Origin of the sequence: Nocardioides luti (genome assembly GCF_014212315.1) — a bacterium.
GTDB classification, from domain to species: Bacteria; Actinomycetota; Actinomycetes; order Propionibacteriales; family Nocardioidaceae; genus Nocardioides; species Nocardioides luti.
The window spans coordinates 3892089-3909265 of sequence record NZ_JACKXE010000001.1 but is presented as its reverse complement, the minus strand read 5'-3'; the positions used below and the strand labels follow the sequence as shown (position 1 = coordinate 3909265).

Sequence of the window (17177 nt, the reverse complement as noted above, 5' to 3'; positions counted from 1 at the left end):
CCGAGCGGACCGGGGCGGACCCGAGGGACCGGGCTCAGGTCGGGTTCAGCGCGCCAGGCCGGCGGGCTCCTCCAGCTCGGCCAGCCAGGCGATCGCCCCGAAGCGGGTCAGCTCGGCCCGCGCCTCGTCGAGCAGGGCACGCCCGTCGGCGTCGCCGGCGTTCGCGAGGCACCGGCCGAGGAGGCCGAGCGCCCGGGCCCGCGCGGGCCCGGCGCCCCAGGTCTCGAAGGACGCGACCGCGGCCCGCAGCCCGGCGACCACCTCGTCGTACGGCGCCCCGTCGCGCAGGCCGAGCCGCGCGAGCAGCTCGTGGCGGTGCGCCATGAGCCCCGGGAACTGGCCGGCGCCCTGGACCGGGAGCAGCTCGAGCAGCCGGTCGACGGCAGCCCCGTCGCCGGTCTCGAGCGCCAGGCGAGCGGCCAGCGGCCAGAAGTGCGTCATGTCGTCGGCGATGCCGGTGACCTCGTGGATCACCTCGACCGCCGTCATCGCCCGGGCCAGCGCGGTCGCGGCATCACCCGCCCGCGAGGCCCGGACCGCGTCCGAGCAGGCCCGCCAGGCCAGGTCGGACTTGTCGTCGCCCGGGTCCTCGAAGTCCGGCGCCGGCGTCGGGGCCAGGCCGCGCGCGGCGGCCGCCAGCTGCTCGGCGGCGTCGTCGAGCGCCAGGTGCGCCTCGAGCGGGCCGGCGGAGCGCGGGTCGAGGTCGTCCTCGTCCTCGGCCGGTGGCGCGACCAGCACCGCGAGCTCGTCCCAGTCGCCCGTCCACCACAGCGTCAGCAGCAGGTTGCTGCGGCAGAAGTCGATGACCCGCTGCCGCCCGGTCGACACCGCGATCGCGTGCGCCTCGCGCCCGGGCCCGAGCGCGGCCGGGAGGTCGTCGGTGACGTGGCCGGCGGTCAGGTTGGTCAACGCGAAGGCCAGCGGCAGCGGCTGACGACCGGCGCGGGCGATGTCGGCGGAGCGCTCGAGCATGAGGTACGCCGGCCCGACCAGGCCTCGGCTGCTCATCTCGGCCCCGAGCTGGAGGTAGCTGCTCGCGAGGTCGGCGGGATCGCCGGTGATCTCGGCCAGCCGCACCATCTCCTCGTTGACCTCGCGCGGGTCGCGGCCGAGCATCCGCAGCGCGACCGACAGCGCCCAGCTCAGGTCGCGCCGGGCGGTGACGGCGTCCGGGTGGCTGCGCAGCTCGTGCCACAGCGGCTCGGCCAGCTCGACGGCCTCCTCGTTGCGGCCCCGCGAGGTCAGCGCGGAGGCCCGGCAGGCGGCCGCCAGGCCGACCCCGGCCCGGTCGCCGAGCTCCGCGAAGACCGCACCGGCCTCGAGCGCGTGGGCGTCGGCGGCGTCGTGCTGCCCGACGACGTACTCCGCCCGGGCGAGCTCGGCGCCCACCGTCGCGCGCAGCGACGGCTCGACGGCCAGCGGCAGCGCGACCGCCAGGTGCCGGACGGCCTCCCCCGGCGAGCCGAGGGTGCGTGCCCGCACCGCCGCGCGGCGCAGCTGCTCGAGGGCGTGCGCGGCCAGGTCGGCGACGTCCGGGTCGCGCGGGACGGCGTGCAGCGCCTCGAGGTAGTGCTGGGCGCGGATCGCCGCGAAGTCGTCGACCTCGCCGCCCTCGGCGTCGAACCACGCCAGCACCGCGAGGTGCAGGGCCTTGCGGTCGCGGCGCGACAGCATCCCGCTCGCGACCCGGCGCAGCGCGGACTGCACGAAGGCGAGGTTCCCGTGGTCGGCGCTCGTCGGGCTGGTGTCCCGGCGCACGACCTGCAGGCGGACGAGCTCGGCCAGGCCGGCCTCGAAGCCCGCCTCCTCGCCCCACAGCGAGCGCAGCGCCCGGGCGGTGAAGGTGTCGCCGAGGATGCTGGCGCAGTCGACCAGCCGGCGCTCCACCCGCCCCAGCGCGTCCAGACGGGCGGCGAGCAACGCCTGAAGGGAGACCGGGACGCGGAGCTCCGCCAGGTCGACGGTGGGGTCGGCCAGCACGTAGCGACCGTCGCGCGGCACCACGACGTCCCGGTCGACGAGCGAGCGGATCGTCTCGATCGCGAAGAGCGGCAGCCCCTCGGCCCGCGCCACCAGCCCGGCCCGCAGCCGCCCCGGCAGCCCGGCGACGAGCCCGTCGAGCATCAGGCCCATCTCGTCCGCGCCGAGCTCGTCGACGCGGACGACCGTCGCGCGGCGGTGCGCGGCGAGGCCGGGCCTGCCCTCGAGCAGCGCCGGCCGCGCGACCAGCAGGACGAAGCAGCCGAAGGTCGCGACCCCGGCCAGGTGCTCGACGAAGTCCAGCAGGCCCTCGTCCGCGTGGTGGGCGTCCTCGACGACCAGCACCAGCGGGGCATCGCCGGCGACGTGGGCCAGGAACGCGGCCCAGGCCGCGAACAGGTCCTCGCGGGCGTACGTCGCCCCGGACCCGGCACCGAGCAGCGCCTCGAGCCGCGGCCGGATCCACGCGTGCTGCTCGGCGTCGCCGACGAGCCGCGGCAGCTGGTCGAGCAGCTCGGCGACGCCGGGAGCGTCGTCGTCGCCCACGACCCGGTCCGGGTCGGACCGCAGCGAGGTGAGCAGCCGCCCGCGCACGGCCTCGGCCAGCGCGAAGTAGGCGACGCCCTCGCCGTAGGCCACGCTGCGGCCGCGGTGCCAGCGCACCGAGGAGGCCAGCCCGTCGGCGTACTTCTCGAGCTCCCAGACCAGGCGGCTCTTGCCGACCCCGGCCTCGCCGTCGAGGACCACGAGCGAGGGACGCCCGGACTCCTCGCAGCGGTGGAAGAGCTCCTTGACGAGGCGGAGCTCGTGCTCGCGCCCGACCAGCGGGGCGGTGAGGCCGTCGACCCGCTGCAGGCCGCCGACGGACGCCACCACGCTCTGCACCGCCCACAGCGGCACCGGCTCGGCCTTGCCCTTCATGGCGTGCGTGCCGACGTCGACGAAGCTGATCGCCGCGGCGGCCAGCGAGCGGGTGGTCTCGTCGACCCACACCGACCCCGGCTCGGCGGCGGACTGGACGCGGGCCGCGGTGTTGACGGCGTCCCCCGCGACCATGCCCTGGTGCTCGGCGCCGACCGTCACGGCGACCTCGCCGGTGACGATCCCGACGCGCATCGCGAGCCCCTCGGCGCCGACGTCCGCGCCGAAGGCGGTCACCGCGTCGACCAGCTCGAGCCCTGCCCGCACCGCCCGCTCGGCGTCGTCCTCGTGCGCGGTCGGGACGCCCCAGACCGCCATCACGGCGTCGCCGATGAACTTCTCCACCGTGCCGCCGTACCGCTCGATGACCCGCCGCGACTCCTCGAAGTAGCGCGAGAGCAGCTCGCGCACCTCTTCCGGGTCGCGGTCCTCCGAGAGCGAGGTGAAGCCGACCAGGTCGCCGAAGAGCACGCTCGTCACCCGCCGCGAGGCGACGGGCCGCGGGCGTGCGCCGGGCCGCGGTCCCTCCGTCGGCTCCGGCTGGGCCGTGCCGCAGCTCATGCAGAAGCGGGCCACCTCGGGCAGGTCCGCGCCGCAGGTCGCGCACCGCGCCATGGCATCCCCCGATCCCGAGCTCGTCCGCGCACGCGGCGTACGGCGTGCGGTTCCCGCATCCTAGGGAGTCCGCCGCGGGCGCGGGGCCGAGTCCGTCAGACGGGGACCCGGCCGGAGGCTCAGACGGGTACGTTCAGGCTGATCGTGTAGCCGGCGTCGGTGGAGCCGGTCACCGCCGCCATCTGCAGGGAGTAGCCGTCGGAGAAGATCCCGTCGGAGTCGAGGCTGATCTGGGACAGGTTGGTCACCGACTGCTCGTAGCCGGTGGTGGCGTAGACGTCCTCGCACACGTCCTGGGGCAGCGCGAGCTGGGAGGTGCGCAGCTTGTTGCTGTAGCTCGTCGCGTCGGCGACCGACTGGTACACCTCGAAGTGCATGTGCGGCCAGCGGCCCGCGTAGCAGGCCGGGAAGATGCTGGTGAACTCGACGCGTCCCTGCTCGTCGGTCTCCTGGACGCCGCGCAGGTAGTTCTCGTCGGCCACGGCCTCGGAGTACATCGAGTAGTTGCCCTCGCGGTCGCAGTGCCACAGGTAGACCGCGGCGCCCGCCAGCGCCGTCGCGTCCTCGCCGTTCAGGTCGTAGACCTTCAGCCTGATCGTGACCGGCACGCCCTCGGCGACCCCGGAGGCATCGCCGAAGCTGGAGGTGATGTCGCTGCGCACGATGCCGCTCTCGGTCAGCACGTTGACGCCGTTGGAGCCGTCGCCCGGGTAGGGGCCGGCGGTCTCCTCGGGGATCTCGCCGTCCGCGACGTCCACGGCCGCGGTGTCGCCGCCGCCTCCGCCCGCGGGCGGGGCACCGGGACGGTCCCCCGCGGCGGACGACGCGGTGCCGGTCGCGATCGTCTTGGTGCTCGTGCTGTCCGTCAGCCCGCAGCCGGCAACCGCGGCCACGCCCAGGCCGCCGAAGATGCCGAGCACGCCGCGGCGGCCGAGCCGGTTCCGCTCCACGATCCGGGGCAGGTCGTGCGAGAGGCCGAGGTCGTGGTCCTCGAGCTCGTCCCCGTGGCCGTGGGCGTGGCCGTGGGGCTGCCGGTGGTCGGGGGTGGGCGGGGTCGCGGGACGCTGCGGCATGGGGGCTCCTGGGTCGGCGTACGACGCGACGTTCTCGCGCCTGGCCCCATTCGACGGTCCGCGGCTGTGCGTTCCCTGTGCGTCCTCCCAGCGGGGGCGATGAGGTGGCCGCCGGTGCGGTCGGGCCGCTCAGGCGTCGCCGCGGTGGGCCAGTCGGGTGGCCGCGACCTCCTCGGCCAGCGACCGCGAGCGGCCGGTGACCGCGGCGAGGAAGGCGCCCCGGTCCAGGCGCTGCACGAGGGTGTCCTCGATCGCGGTGACCGTGGCGGTGCGGGGTACGTCGTGGAGCAGGCCGATCTCGCCGAAGAACTCCCCCCGGCCCTGCTCGCGCAGCACCACGTCGCCCTGGGTCACCCGCACGCGGCCCGATTCGATGAGGAAGAACGCGTCGGCGACGTCGCCCATCCGGATCACCACGTCGCCGCTGGCGAGCGGAATCGGCACCAGGGCGCGGGCGATCGTCTCCTGCACGGCCTGGGTGAGCGGCGCGAAGAGCCCGACGCCGCGGACCAGGTCGAGCGCCGGCGGCGGCCGGAGCCGGCCGTCCAGCTCGTGCATCCGGCGCAGCCCGAGCAGCGCGACGACCGCCACCGGCGTCGCGACCGCCACCAGGCTCCAGCGCAGCCCCACGGCGTGGAGCAGGTAGGGCATCACCAGCGACCCCAGGGCGCCGGTGGCGATGTAGCAGGTGTCGAGCGCCCCGAAGACGCGGGCCATGAGGGCGTCGGGCGTCATCCGCTGCACGATCGTGTCGAGGTTGACGTCGACGACGGGGTTGGCCGCGCCGACGACGACCAGGGCCGCGATCGCCACGGCCGGCACCGGGACGAGCGAGATCAGCACCAGCGGGACCGACCAGAGCAGCACCCCGACCGTCATGTCCACGCCGAGGCGCTGGCGCGAGGACCGGGCGATCGCGGCGAGGCCGCCGAGCACCGCCCCCACCCCCAGCACCGCGTCGAGGAAGCCGACCCCGCTGGCCCCGGTGCGCAGCACCTCGACCGCGATCACGACGAGGAACACCTTGGACGCGCCGCCCACGAAGGTCTGCGCGCACACCTCGCCGGTGACCAGCCGCAGGTCGCGGTCGCGCCCGACGAGGCGGAAGCCCGCGGACAGCTCGCCCAGGAAGCCCTCGCGGGCACCGGCGTCGGGCTCGACGTCGTCGCCCAGGACCTCGCGCTCGGGCGTCCGGACCGCCAGCACGAGCGCGAAGGAGACGCCGAAGGTGATCACGTTGAGGACGAACACGGTGGGGACGTCGGCGACGACGAGCAGCAGCCCACCGATGGCCGGGCCGACGAAGAACGCGATGCTCTCCAGCGTCCCGCTGGCGGCGTTCGACGCGGTGAGCTCGGAGGGGTGCGAGCACAGCGACGGCATCCACGCGCGCTGGGCGGAGCGGAACGGCGCGGTCAGCAGTCCGGCCAGGGTCGCGAGCACGAAGACCGCCGCCGGGTCGCCGAGCCCCGTGACCAGGCTGATCGCCGCGAGACCGACGAGCACCGCGCGGATCGCGTCGGTGGCCAGCATCAGCCCGCGGCGCGAGACCCGGTCCGCGACGGCCGCGCCGAGCGGGGCCGTGACGGCGGCCGCGGCCATCCGCACCGCGGTCCAGATGCCGACCGCGGTGGCCCCGCCCACGCCGTACGCCCAGACGGTGACGGCGGTGGCGTAGGCCAGGTCCCCGACGAGCGAGGCGAGCAGGGCCAGTTGGACGCGGCGCAGGCGCGGGTTGCTGAAGACCAGGGTCAGGGACGACCCGGTCTCGCGCAGCACCGCCCCCGTGCGCCCCATCTCACCGCTCCCCCGAGACCGTTGCCGGTCAGCTGTAGAAGGCGTCGATGAGCTTCTTGTGGTTGTCCTCGACGACGTTGCGCTTGACCTTCATCGACGGGGTCAGCTCGCCGGACTCGATCGTCAGGTCGTGGTCGAGCAGCTCCCACTTCTTGATGGTCTCCCAGCGGTTGAGCCGGCTGTTGAGCTCGTCGACGTACCCGCCGACCATCTCCTTGACCTTGTCCGAGCGGACGATGTCGGTGTACGACGCGCCGGCCATGCCGTTCTCGGCGGCCCAGCCGTCCATCGCGTCGGGGTCGAGGGTCACCAGGGCGACGCAGAAGTTGCGGTCGTTGCCGAACACCATGAACTGGCTGGCGTAGGGGCACACGGCCTTGAACTTCGACTCGATCGCCGACGGGGCGATGTACTTGCCGCCGGAGGTCTTGAAGAGGTCCTTGATGCGGCCGGTGATCGTCAGGAAGCCGTCGGCGTCGAGGCTGCCCTTGTCGCCGGTGCGCAGCCAGCCGTCCTCGGTCAGCGTCTTGGCCGTCTCCTCGGGGAGGTTGTGGTAGCCGTCCATGACGTGCGGACCCTTGATCAGGATCTCGTCGCCCTCACCGAGCTTGACCTCGCTGCCGGGCAGGGCGGGGCCGACCGTGCCGAACTTGTAGTCGTCGGGGTGGTTCACGAACCCGCCCGCCGAGCACTCGGTCAGCCCGTAGCCCTCCAGGATGACGATGCCGGCGGCGTGGAACCACTCGGCGATCTCCTGGTTGAGCGCCGCGGCGCCGGAGATGAAGAAGCGGACGCGGCCACCGAAGCGGTCGCGGACCTTGCTGAAGACGAGCTTGTCGAAGAGGCCGTGCTGCAGCTTGAGGCCGAGCGGGATGCTCTTGCCCTCGCGGGTCAGTCGGTCGACCTCGAGGCCGACCTTGAACGCCTGCTTGAAGAGCTTCTCCTTGGCGCCACCCTCGGCGGCCTGCATGGTGACGATGCGGCCGTGGGCCTTCTCGAAGATGCGCGGGGCCGCCCCCATGAAGGTCGGCTTCACGACGCCGAGGTTCTCGACGATCTTGTCGACGCGTCCGTCGATCGCCGTCGCGAACCCGCAGGCCAGCTGCGAGGAGAGCAGCACCTTGCCGAACGAGTGCGCCATCGGCAGCCACAGGAACTGCAGGTCGTCCTCGTGCAGGATGTCCTGCACCTGGATCGCCGCGCCCTCGTAGACCCAGGACTTGTGCCGCAGCCGCACGCCCTTGGGGCGGCCGGTCGTGCCGGAGGTGTAGATCAGGGTGGCGAGCTGGTCGGGGCCGATCGCCCGCGAGGTCTCCGCGACGACTCCCGGGTGGCTCTCGAGGAACGCGTCGCCGAGCTTCGCGAGGTCCTCGAGACCGATCACCCAGTCGCCGTCGGTCGCGCCGTCGAAGGTCACGACCTTGAGCAGGTGCGGCAGCTCGGCCTTGTGCGACGTCAGCTTCGCGAGCTGCTCGTCGTCCTCGGCGAACACCACCCGGCACTCGGAGTCGCTGAGGATGTACGCCGTGTCCTCGCCGTTCGTCGACGGGTAGACCGTCGTCGTCGCGCCGCTCGCGCACATGATCGCCAGGTCGGCGAGGATCCACTCGTAGCGCGTGCCGGACGCGATCCCGACCCGCTGCTCGGGCTCGATGCCCAGCGAGAGCAGGCCCGCTGCCAGCCGCTCGACCATCTCCCCTGTCTGCGCCCAGGTCACGGACTCCCAGTCCGAGCCCTTCGGGTAGCGGTACGCCTCGCTGTTCGGCGAGCTCGCGACCCGGTCGAGGAACTGCACCGCGACGTTCGGGGCGAGGTTCTCGAGGAAACTGGTGTCGGTGTTGACGGCCATGACACTCCTGCGCTGCATCGGGGACGGCGAAAAGGCACGTCACCCGGGATGACGCCTTTGGGTGAGTAACCTAGATCACTCGGTTACGCGGCGGTAGCCAAACCCGCGGTTGCGGGACGATTGCCCCACGTTGGCGCGCAGAACGGCCTACGTCCGCCGGGTGAAGGCGACCTTGCCGCCGGGGAGCTTGGTGGTCGTGAAGGTGGGGTCGTGGGCGCGGGCGTGGTGTCGGGGGCAGAGCAACCGGCCGTCCTTGAGGTCGGTGTTGCCGCCGTGCGCCCAGAAGGGGTCGTGGTGGGCGTGGCACATGCTGGGTGGCCAGTCGCACCCTTGGGCGGTGCAACCGCCTTGCTGGATTGCGAGGGCGAGGTGTTGGGCCTTGGAGAAGTAGCGGCGGGTGCGGCCGAGGTCGAGGACCTGGGACTTCCCGCCGAGGACGGCCGGGATGATCCCGGCCTCGCAGGCCAGGCGGCGGGCCTGGCTCGCGGTGATCTTGTCGCCGGTGTCGAGGGTGGCGGCCTTCTCGGCGCCCAACAGGGTGGCCATGTCCATGGTGATGACGACGGTGGCGTTGACGCCACCCGCGTTGGGGAGCCGGTCGGTGGGGTAGCGCTCGATCAGCTCGCACAATGCCGCACCCAGGCGTTCTGGGCTCGGCTTGCGCTCGATGGTGGCGCCGACGCCGTGGACGGCGGTCTGGTGCTTCGGGGCGGCGAGGCCCTGGAGCATCTTCTTGAGCATCGACCCTTGGGCGGCGGGGATGGTGAATCGGCCGTGGCAGGATCCGTGGCCGTCGTCGGACATCGTGAGGCGCATCCGCTGGCGGGCCCTGCGCTCCTCCTCGTCCAGCCGGCGGCGTTCTTCCTCCTCTCCGGCGGCGGGGTCGATCACGTCGAGAAGACCTCGGCCGAGCCGTCGCAGGTCGACGGCGTCGTGATCGCCGGCCAGGTCGACGAGGTGCTTCTCCGCGAGCACGCGGGTCTCCGCGTCGACGTCGTCGGGGAGGTCGTCAAGGGCCCGGGTGATGACCTGGGCCTGCTCGGTCAACAGCGCACCGGAACACAAGGCCTGGCGGACGACGTGCCAGCGGCCCAGGGCGTCGGCAAGGTGCAGCTTCGCCGCCGTGCTCCGATGCGTCTGGCCGGTCTGGTTCGCCCACCACGCCTGCGTCGAAGTGGCCCCGACGGAGGCACCGACCTCGACCGCAGCCGCCTGCATCGCGATGCGGCCCTCGAGCTCGGTGAGCCGGGCAATCTGGCGGGTGAGCTCCACCAGCGTGGCGCCAGCCTCGTCGGCGGTCATCGACCAGACGGGTGCCTCAGCGACGTCAGTGATGCGTTCGCCGACGTCGCGGACCGCACGCGAGGTCGCGTGGCGGGGGCCGTCGTCGGTGAACGTCTTCATGAGGAAAGTCAATCAGGGACCATCGACAATCCAGGGTCAGAATGAGCCCAAATCGAGCCTTGTGAGGAAAATAATCAAAGAAATATTCGAACGGTGACCCAAGCGGGCAAGTGGCACCCACGGAGACTGTGAAAGCAGCCGCAAGGAGGAGTAGCCCCGGCACCCACGGCAACCACATATCCAATAAATCCCCTGCACCGGAACTACGTCCAGGCGCGCACAGGCCGGACCACCGACCGCCTCGAGTCGTGGAGGGGTGGGGTGGTTTCGAGACGGTTGCCAGCGCAACCTCCTCAACCACCGCATGGGGTGGTTTCGAGACAGGCGCTAGCGCGCCTTCCTCAACCACCGAAGGCGGCGCCTTGCGCACCCACCCGCGGGCACGCTCAGGCGAGCGACTGGTTGGCGACGTACTGCTCCGCCGCGATGCGTGCCTCGTCGACCAGGCCGGGCACCTGCAGGAGCTCGGGCAGCAGGGTGCGGTCGGTGTTGAGGGCGCGGAACATCGTGCTGACGGTGACGCCGTGGCCGGGGCGGTGCAGGACCTCGATAGGGTCGCCGGCGCGGATCGAGCCCTCGCCGAGCACCCGGAGGTAGGGGCCGGGGCGGCCGACGAGCGCGAACCGCTTCACCCACGCCTTGTTGTCGTAGCCCGAGAGCCCCATCCAGTTCTTGAAGTCGTTGCAGGGCGTGCGGATCGAGGCGACCTCGAGCAGCACCTCGCCGACCTGCCAGCGCTCCCCGATCTCGGCCTCGTTGACGTCGAGGCCGGAGGTGGTGAGGTTCTCGCCGAACTGGCCGTCGCGGATCTCCTGGCCGAGCTCGCCGGCCCACCAGTCGAGGTCCTCGCGGGCGAAGACGTAGACCGCCTGGTCGACGCCGCCGTGGTGCTTGGTGTCGGAGACCTGGTCGCCGTCGAGGCCCAGCGGCCCGCAGTGCACGGCACCGGCGACGGGCTGCTTGTCGATGGACGTGCGACCGATGCCCGCCCAGTCCGCCTCGCGTGGGGTGCCGACGTTGACGGAGAGCACGGTGCCGATCATGGGTCGATCCTCTCAAGCGGGACCTGAGCCAACCACCGGTTTGCCGAGGTCCGCGCGTGCATCATGGGCGGATGGGGACCTCTCGGGCGGTGCTGGCGACGGTCGCGCTGGCCGTGGCGCTGCTCGCCGGGGCGTGTACGTCGGGCAGCCCGCCGTCCGCGGCTCCGCCGCCCAGCCCGTACGACGGCGGGCCGACGGGCCCGGTCGTGCCGGCGCTCCGGGAGCCCGACGCCGGGTCGCCCGACGCGGGATCCCCGGGCACGACGCACGTGGAGCTGTGCCCGTGGCTGGGCCGCGAGCGCCCCGACCGGACGGTCAGCCTGGTGCTGCCCGACCGGTTCGCCGTGCAGGTGGCCGCCCGGCGGACCTGCACGTTCCGCACCGCCCGGCTCGGGGGCGCCGCTCCCCGCCCGGCACCGACCACCCCGACGACCAACGAGGTGGTCGTGACCGTGGGCGTCGCCCGCAGCCTCGCGGACTTCCGCGACCGCGTCCTCGCGCCGAGGGCAGGGACGGGCACGCGGGACGACGCGGTCACCGGGATCGACTACACAGCCGACGTCGGGTTCTTCGCGGACGACGACGGCGAGCGGCTCGCCTGGTCGACCCGGGTCGGCGGCCGTCCGGTGGACGTCGTGGCCCTCCAGGCCGGCGGCGTCCGGATCCAGTGGCAGGCCGGCGCGGGTCGCCTCGACGACCAGCGCGACGAGGTCACGGCGGCGGTCGCGTCGCTCGGCGTGCTCGACGGCACCACCGACCTCTGCAGCGCCCGCACGCAGGGCGCCCTGGTCACGGTGCGCTCGCTCGTCCCCGAGGGCGCCCGCGCCACCACGTCGTACGCCGGCTCCTGCACGCTCCGGCTGGCCCCCTCGGTCCCCCGGTCGCACACGGCGTCGCTCGACCTGCGGCCGGCACGCTCGCTCGCCCAGGAGCGCGCGCTGCTGCCGCGCGGCAGCCGGGTCCTTGCGTCCCGGACAGGGGTCCCGGGGCTGGGCGCCGGAGGCCGGGTCGAGCGGCTGGAGTACTCCACCCCGGGCAGCACGCCGCTCCACGTGACCGTCGTGCAGCAGGGCGGCGTACGCCTCACCTGGCGCGCGACGCCGACCCAGTGGGCCGACGAGCGCACGGCCTTCGAGGACCTGCGCGCGACGTTGCGCGTCACCCGCACCCGCTGATCGCCCCGCCCACGAGGCAGAGGCTCAGTCAGAGGACAGCGGCCAGGCGGGTCAGCCCAGCAGCCGCGTGGTGTCCATGCCGTCGCGCTTGTCCGGCCCGGACGGGACGGACGGCACGTTGCGCGACGGGCGCTTGTCGCGGGTCGGCGCCTGGATGCTGCGCGGCGCCCGCGGACCGGGGACGGCCTGGCGACCGGGGCTCGCCTGCTGTGCCGGGGGCAGCGGCTTCGCGGTGGAGCCCGTGAGCGGGATGACCCGTGCCTCGGGCTCGGAGCGCCCCAGGGCACCGACGGTGCGGAACATGATCTTGACGTCGCCCCACAGCGACCAGTTCTCGATGTAGTAGTTGTCGAAGCGCACGCGGTCGTCGATCGAGGTGTCGCCGCGCAGGTCGTTGACCTGCGCCCAGCCGGTGAGGCCGGTCTGCACGCGGTGACGGTCGTCGTAGCGGCGCTGCTTCTTGGAGAACTCGCGGACGAAGAACGGGCGCTCGGGGCGCGGGCCGACGAGGCTCATGTCGCCGCGCAGCACGTTCACGAGCTGCGGGAGCTCGTCGAGGCTGGTGCGGCGCAGGAAGCGGCCTACCGGGCCGAGCCGGTCGTCGAGGTCGATGTTCCACTGCGTGGCGCTCTCGGACTCCGTGGCAGGCTTGAGCGAGCGGAACTTGAAGAGCGTGAAGGTGCGGCCCCCCAGGCCGACGCGGGTCTGGCGGAAGATCACGCCGGGGCCGGTCTCGAGGCGGACGGCGATCGCGCACACCGCCAGGATCGGCGACAGGGCGACCAGGGCGCCGGCGGAGAGCACCACGTCGACGAGGCGCTTGAGCAGCAGGGTGTGCGGGCGGAGGCCGGTCCGGCGCAGCCGCATCACGGCGACGTCGCGGACGACCTCGACGCGACGGTGGTGGTCCAGGCCCATCATCTCGAAGAAGCGCGGGACCACGAAGACCTGGTGGTCGCTCTTCACGCAGTCGCGGACGACCGACAGGGTCTCGTCGTCAGGCGGGCCGGGGAAGGCGAAGACGACGTCGTCGACGCCGAGGTCGGCCATCGCCCGGTGGAGGTCGCCGACACCGCCCAGGAGCGGCACGGGCAGGTCGCGGGCGCTCAGCTCGGGCGCGGTGTCGATCATGCCGACGGGGACGAGGCCGTACTCGCGCTTGGTGGCGAAGGCCTCGGCCAGCCGGCGCCCGACGACGCCCGCGCCGACGATGATCACGGGGTGGGCGCTGCGGCCGCTGCGGCGCAGCGAGTGCGCACCGGCGTACACCGCGACGCGGAGCACGACGAGCAGCACGAACGACAGGCCGCCGAAGGTCGCCAGCAGCGTCCAGCTGCCGCGGGGACCGAGGTCGGGGCGGGGCGTGAGCGCGGCCATCGTGACGGTGCCGACGACGGCGGCCATCAGCAGCTTGGGCATGTCCTCGAGGACGGACAGCACCAGGCGCGAGCGGTGCAGGTCGGCCCCGCGGGACACGAGGGTGGCGGCGCCGGCGGCGCCGACGGTCGCGAGCAGCGGGACGCTGCCGTGGACCAACAGCCCCGCCAGCAGGACGGCGACCGGGTCGACCAGCGTCAGCAGCGGACGAATGCTCCGCAGCCACGGCAGGATGTCGATCAGACGTACGCGCACAGTTTGCCCCCCGGCAACTCAACTGGTGGCGCGAGCACCGATCCGTCGCATGGGGCGACGGTCCCCGAGTTGGCGGTGCTGGAGCCGATCTAGTTCGAAATGACTAGGCGATACCTAGTTATTTCGAACTAGTACCCCATACAACGGCAAAGAACGCCTGTTGTCACGCTGTGTGACACCTTTTGTGGCACATGGGACGCAGATCACCGAATGAGGCGGGTGTGACGGCGCCTCACCGGTCACCGGTCACCATGGGGGCGTGAGCGTCCGCCCCCCGATCCCCGCCGGCCTCGAGCAGCAGCGTGCGCTCGGGCCGGACTGGGGCGCCTGGCTGGACCGGCTCCCCGCCCTCGCCGGCGTGCTCCTCGACGAGTGGGAGCTGGCCCCCGACGGCGCGGCGTGGCACGGCCACTGCTCGCTGGTGCTGCCCGTGACCGGCCGGACGGGCGAGCGCCAGGCCCTCAAGATCACCTTCGACGGCGACGACGAGTCGCGGCACGAGGCGCTCGCGCTCCAGCACTGGGGCGGTCACGGGGTGGTCCGCCTGGTCCGCGCCGACCCCGGTCGCCGCGCACTGCTGCTCGAGCGCCTGCACGAGCGCGACCTCGCCGACCTGGACGACACCGCGGCCTGCGAGGTGCTGGGCGACCTCTACGGCCGGATCCGGCGACCGGCGCCGCCCCAGCTGGCCACGGTCGGGTCGTACGTCGGGCGCTGGGTCGAGCCGCTGGCCGCGCTCCCCCGCGACGCACCCCTCCCGCACCGCCTCGTCGACCAGGCCCGGCACCTCGCGGCCGACCTCCTGGCGGCACCGCCCGAGCGGCCGGTGATCGTGCACGGCGACCTCCACCAGCACAACGTGCTCGCGGCGGACCGCGAGCCCTGGCTGGTCATCGACCCGAAGCCGATGGCCGGCGACCAGCACTACGAGCCCGCGCCGGCCCTGTGGAACTGCTGGGAGCGCCTGGTGGCGGCGGGCGACGTGCGGGCCGGCGTACGCCACCGCTTCCACACGCTGGTGGACACCGCCGGCCTCGACGAGGACCTGGCCCGCGACTGGGTCGTGGTCCGGATGGTCGTGAACGCGAGCTGGTCGCTGCAGGACGCCGAGCGCGAGCGCCGGGCGCTGGACGCCGGGGAGCGCGACTGGATCACCCGCTGCATCGCGATCGCCAAGGCCGTGCAGGACTGACGACCCGGTCGTCGCTCAGACGAGCGAGCGGCGCTGGCGTTGGGCGGTGAGGCGCAGGCACATCCGGGCGAGGTCCGCGGCGGAGCGGGCGGCGTCGTGGTGTTCTTCCACGTGGGCGCGGCCGGACCAGCCCTCGTCCTCCGCGAGCTGGGGGTCCTCGAGCCGGGTCGCCAGCTCCATCGCGAGGTCGTCGGGGCTGCCCGGGGGCACCATGGCGCCGGCCAGCGGCGGCACGCTCTCGGCGATGCCGGTGACGTCGGTGACGACCACGCTGCGGGCCGAGGCCATCGCCTCGAGGGGCGCGAGCGCCATGCCCTCCCAGCGCGAGGGCACCGCGACCACGTCGGCGGCGGCGAGCCAGAGGGGCACGTCCGTGCGGTTGCCGACCAGCCGGACGCCGCTGCCGGGCTCGACCTGACGCTCGAGCAGCTCCCGGTCGGGCCCCTCGCCGACCAGCATCAGCTGGGCGTCGGGGATCCGGGCGCGGACCTTCGGCCAGGCCGCGAGGAGGTCCTCCTGTCCCTTCTGGCGGGCCAGCCGACCCACGCAGACGACGGTCGGCGCGTCGGTGAGGCCGAGCCGGAAGCGCGCGGCCTTGCGGCCCTGGTCGCTCACCGGGCGCAGGATGCTGAGGTCGACGCCGTTGGCCGCGACCGTGGTCGGTCCGGTGATGCCGTGCTCGACGCCGAGCTCGCGCTCGCTCTCGCTCACGCACAGCAGCTCGCTGGTCCAGCGCATCGCGTAGCGCTCCCAGGCCAGGGCGGCGCGACGCGTGGCGCCGGTGGCCGCCAGGAACGACCAAGCGTGCGGCTGGAAGATCGTGGGGGTGCGGCCCCGGAGCACCAGGCGGCCGACGAGACCGGCCTTGGCGCTGTGCAGGTGCACGACGTCCGGACGGCGACGGGCGATGATCCGGCCGAGGCGCAGGGACTCCCCCAGCACGTCGGTGCCCGGCTCGCGGGTGGCGTCCCACCAGCTCACGCCGGCCCCGAGCTCGCGGGTCTCGTAGCCGAGCCACCCGTCCGAGGGACAGGCCACCGAGACGTCCCAGCCGCGCTCGAGCTGGTCGCGGACATACGTCAGCGCCACGCCGGCCACGCCCTCGGTGGTGGGCTGGGCGACGTGCAGGACGTGGAGGCGGCCGGGTACGGACGCGCCGGTTTCCCGTGACGGCATGGGTCGGGTCAGGATCAGGCGGAGACGCGCTCGGCGCGACGGCCCACGAGGACCGTGCCGAGGATGCGAACGCCCACCGAGCGGATCCGGTCCACGTGGGTGCGCAGGTCGGCGGGCGAGAGCCCGCCCTCCGGCACGGCGAGCAGCAGCGACCCACCGGCCGCCATCACCCGCGCGTCGTCGGAGACGTCGAGCGGCGGAGCCAGCACGACGACGATGTCGAAGCGCTCCTTCGCCTGGGCCATGGCCCGGGCGAACTGCGTCTCGACCAGGGTCTCGGTCGGCGCGCCGCCCCAGTTGCCCGAGGGCAGCACGGTGAGCAGCTCGACGGGGCCGGGGCTGAGCGCGGCGTCGAAGTCGCCGCCGGTGAGCAGCTCGTAGAGGCCCGGGGTGTCGGGCTCGGCGGCGATCGGGCGACCGTGACGGTCACCGATCCGGCCGTCGACCAGGAGCACCCGGCGCCCGACGTTGGCCAGGGAGATGGCGAGGTTCGCACCGAGCCACACGTTGACGTCGCCGCTGGTCACGCCGGTGACGACGACCTGGGTGACGGGCTCCGAACTGGCCTCCGCCTCGAGCGCGATGCGCAGGTGGCGGAAGACGTCGGCGGCCGACGTGCCCGGGTAGAGCGCGGGCAGCGTCGTGGGGTCGCGCGGCGGGGCGACGTGCGCCAGGACGGGGGCCTCGGCGGCCTCCTCCATGCCGGCGGCGTCGTCGACGGTGTTGGTACGACGGTCGCGGACCACGGCGCCGCAGGTCGCGAGGACCAGCGCCAGCAGACCGCCCACGCCGACCCCGAGAAGCAGGTTCGGGCTGGAGTACGTCACCGGCGGCTGCGCCGGGTTGCTGGTGGTGAACCCGAAGGCGTTGTTGCTCGGGTCGTGCTGCGGCAGCACGGCCGCGACGGTGTTGGCGATCTTCGCCGCGAGCACGGGGTCGGCGTCCGACACCGTGATCTCGATGAGGACGGTCCCGGTCACCCAGTGGCCGGAGATCTCACGGCGCAGCTCGTCGAGCGAGCGGCCGGAGTCGACCTGGGCCTGCACGTCCTGCAGGACGGCGCGCGAGTTGGCGAGCTCGCCGAGCGTGCCGCGCAGGGCGTCGAGGTCCTCGCTGGGGGTGTCGACCCCCGGAGCCGCGACGGTGGACACGGTGGCGGTTGCGTCATAGGTCTTCGGCGCGGCCTTGAGTCCCAGCGCGACGGCAGCGCCGACCGCGACGAGGATCAGCAGCACGAGGAGACGCTGCCTCCACAGCGCTCCTGCGACATCCCTCAGTTCCATTGCTCCCCCAACGTGTGCGGCACGCACACGACCAGTT

The 17177-nt window shown here is 73.4% G+C and carries 11 protein-coding genes; 2 read left to right on the top strand and 9 right to left on the bottom strand.

Features of this window, described 5'->3' with window-relative positions; all coding sequences use genetic code 11:
- Positions 1 to 45: 45 nt before the first annotated feature.
- The 6 genes from H5V45_RS18520 to H5V45_RS18495 all read right to left on the bottom strand — a co-directional run bounded on the left by H5V45_RS18520 (position 46) and on the right by H5V45_RS18495 (position 10682).
- Positions 46 to 3516, bottom strand: a complete 3471-nt coding sequence (locus tag H5V45_RS18520; RefSeq protein WP_185254294.1) for an adenylate/guanylate cyclase domain-containing protein — start codon at positions 3514 to 3516, stop codon at positions 46 to 48.
- 119 nt (positions 3517 to 3635) lie between these two features.
- Positions 3636 to 4589 (bottom strand): intradiol ring-cleavage dioxygenase, encoded by a 954-nt coding sequence (locus H5V45_RS18515; RefSeq protein WP_185254293.1) that lies wholly within the window; start codon positions 4587 to 4589, stop codon positions 3636 to 3638.
- Between the two features lie 129 nt (positions 4590 to 4718).
- Positions 4719 to 6386, bottom strand: a complete 1668-nt coding sequence (locus tag H5V45_RS18510; protein ID WP_185254292.1) for an MFS transporter — start codon at positions 6384 to 6386, stop codon at positions 4719 to 4721.
- 28 nt (positions 6387 to 6414) lie between these two features.
- The gene (locus H5V45_RS18505; protein ID WP_246415924.1) at positions 6415 to 8235 is read right to left on the bottom strand and encodes an AMP-dependent synthetase/ligase; all 1821 of its coding nucleotides are present in this window, start codon (positions 8233 to 8235) and stop codon (positions 6415 to 6417) included.
- A 147-nt stretch (positions 8236 to 8382) separates the two neighbouring features.
- On the bottom strand, positions 8383 to 9639 hold the full coding sequence (locus H5V45_RS18500) for an HNH endonuclease signature motif containing protein (protein ID WP_185254290.1): 1257 nt from the start codon (positions 9637 to 9639) through the stop codon (positions 8383 to 8385).
- A gap of 386 nt (positions 9640 to 10025) precedes the next feature.
- Positions 10026 to 10682 (bottom strand): MOSC domain-containing protein, encoded by a 657-nt coding sequence (locus H5V45_RS18495; protein WP_185254289.1) that lies wholly within the window; start codon positions 10680 to 10682, stop codon positions 10026 to 10028.
- Positions 10683 to 10753: 71 nt separating this feature from the next.
- Here H5V45_RS18495 and H5V45_RS18490 point away from each other — a divergent pair, with 71 nt between their 5' ends.
- The gene (locus H5V45_RS18490; RefSeq protein ID WP_185254288.1) at positions 10754 to 11857 is read left to right on the top strand and encodes a hypothetical protein; all 1104 of its coding nucleotides are present in this window, start codon (positions 10754 to 10756) and stop codon (positions 11855 to 11857) included.
- Between the two features lie 51 nt (positions 11858 to 11908).
- Here the strand turns inward: H5V45_RS18490 and H5V45_RS18485 are convergent, their stop codons facing one another.
- Positions 11909 to 13489 carry an exopolysaccharide biosynthesis polyprenyl glycosylphosphotransferase gene (locus tag H5V45_RS18485; protein ID WP_185254287.1) on the bottom strand — a complete coding sequence of 527 codons (1581 nt, stop codon included), beginning with the start codon at positions 13487 to 13489 and terminating at the stop codon, positions 11909 to 11911.
- A 259-nt stretch (positions 13490 to 13748) separates the two neighbouring features.
- On the opposite strand from H5V45_RS18485, the gene H5V45_RS18480 reads away from it, so the two are divergent.
- Positions 13749 to 14681 carry an aminoglycoside phosphotransferase family protein gene (locus H5V45_RS18480; RefSeq protein WP_185254286.1) on the top strand — a complete coding sequence of 311 codons (933 nt, stop codon included), beginning with the start codon at positions 13749 to 13751 and terminating at the stop codon, positions 14679 to 14681.
- Between the two features lie 15 nt (positions 14682 to 14696).
- On the opposite strand, the gene H5V45_RS18475 is transcribed toward H5V45_RS18480, so the two are convergent.
- On the bottom strand, positions 14697 to 15857 hold the full coding sequence (locus H5V45_RS18475) for a glycosyltransferase (RefSeq protein ID WP_185254285.1): 1161 nt from the start codon (positions 15855 to 15857) through the stop codon (positions 14697 to 14699).
- Between the two features lie 14 nt (positions 15858 to 15871).
- Entirely contained in the window at positions 15872 to 17140 is a 1269-nt protein-coding gene (locus H5V45_RS18470) for a Wzz/FepE/Etk N-terminal domain-containing protein (protein ID WP_185254284.1), read from the bottom strand.
- Positions 17141 to 17177 lie beyond the last annotated feature (37 nt).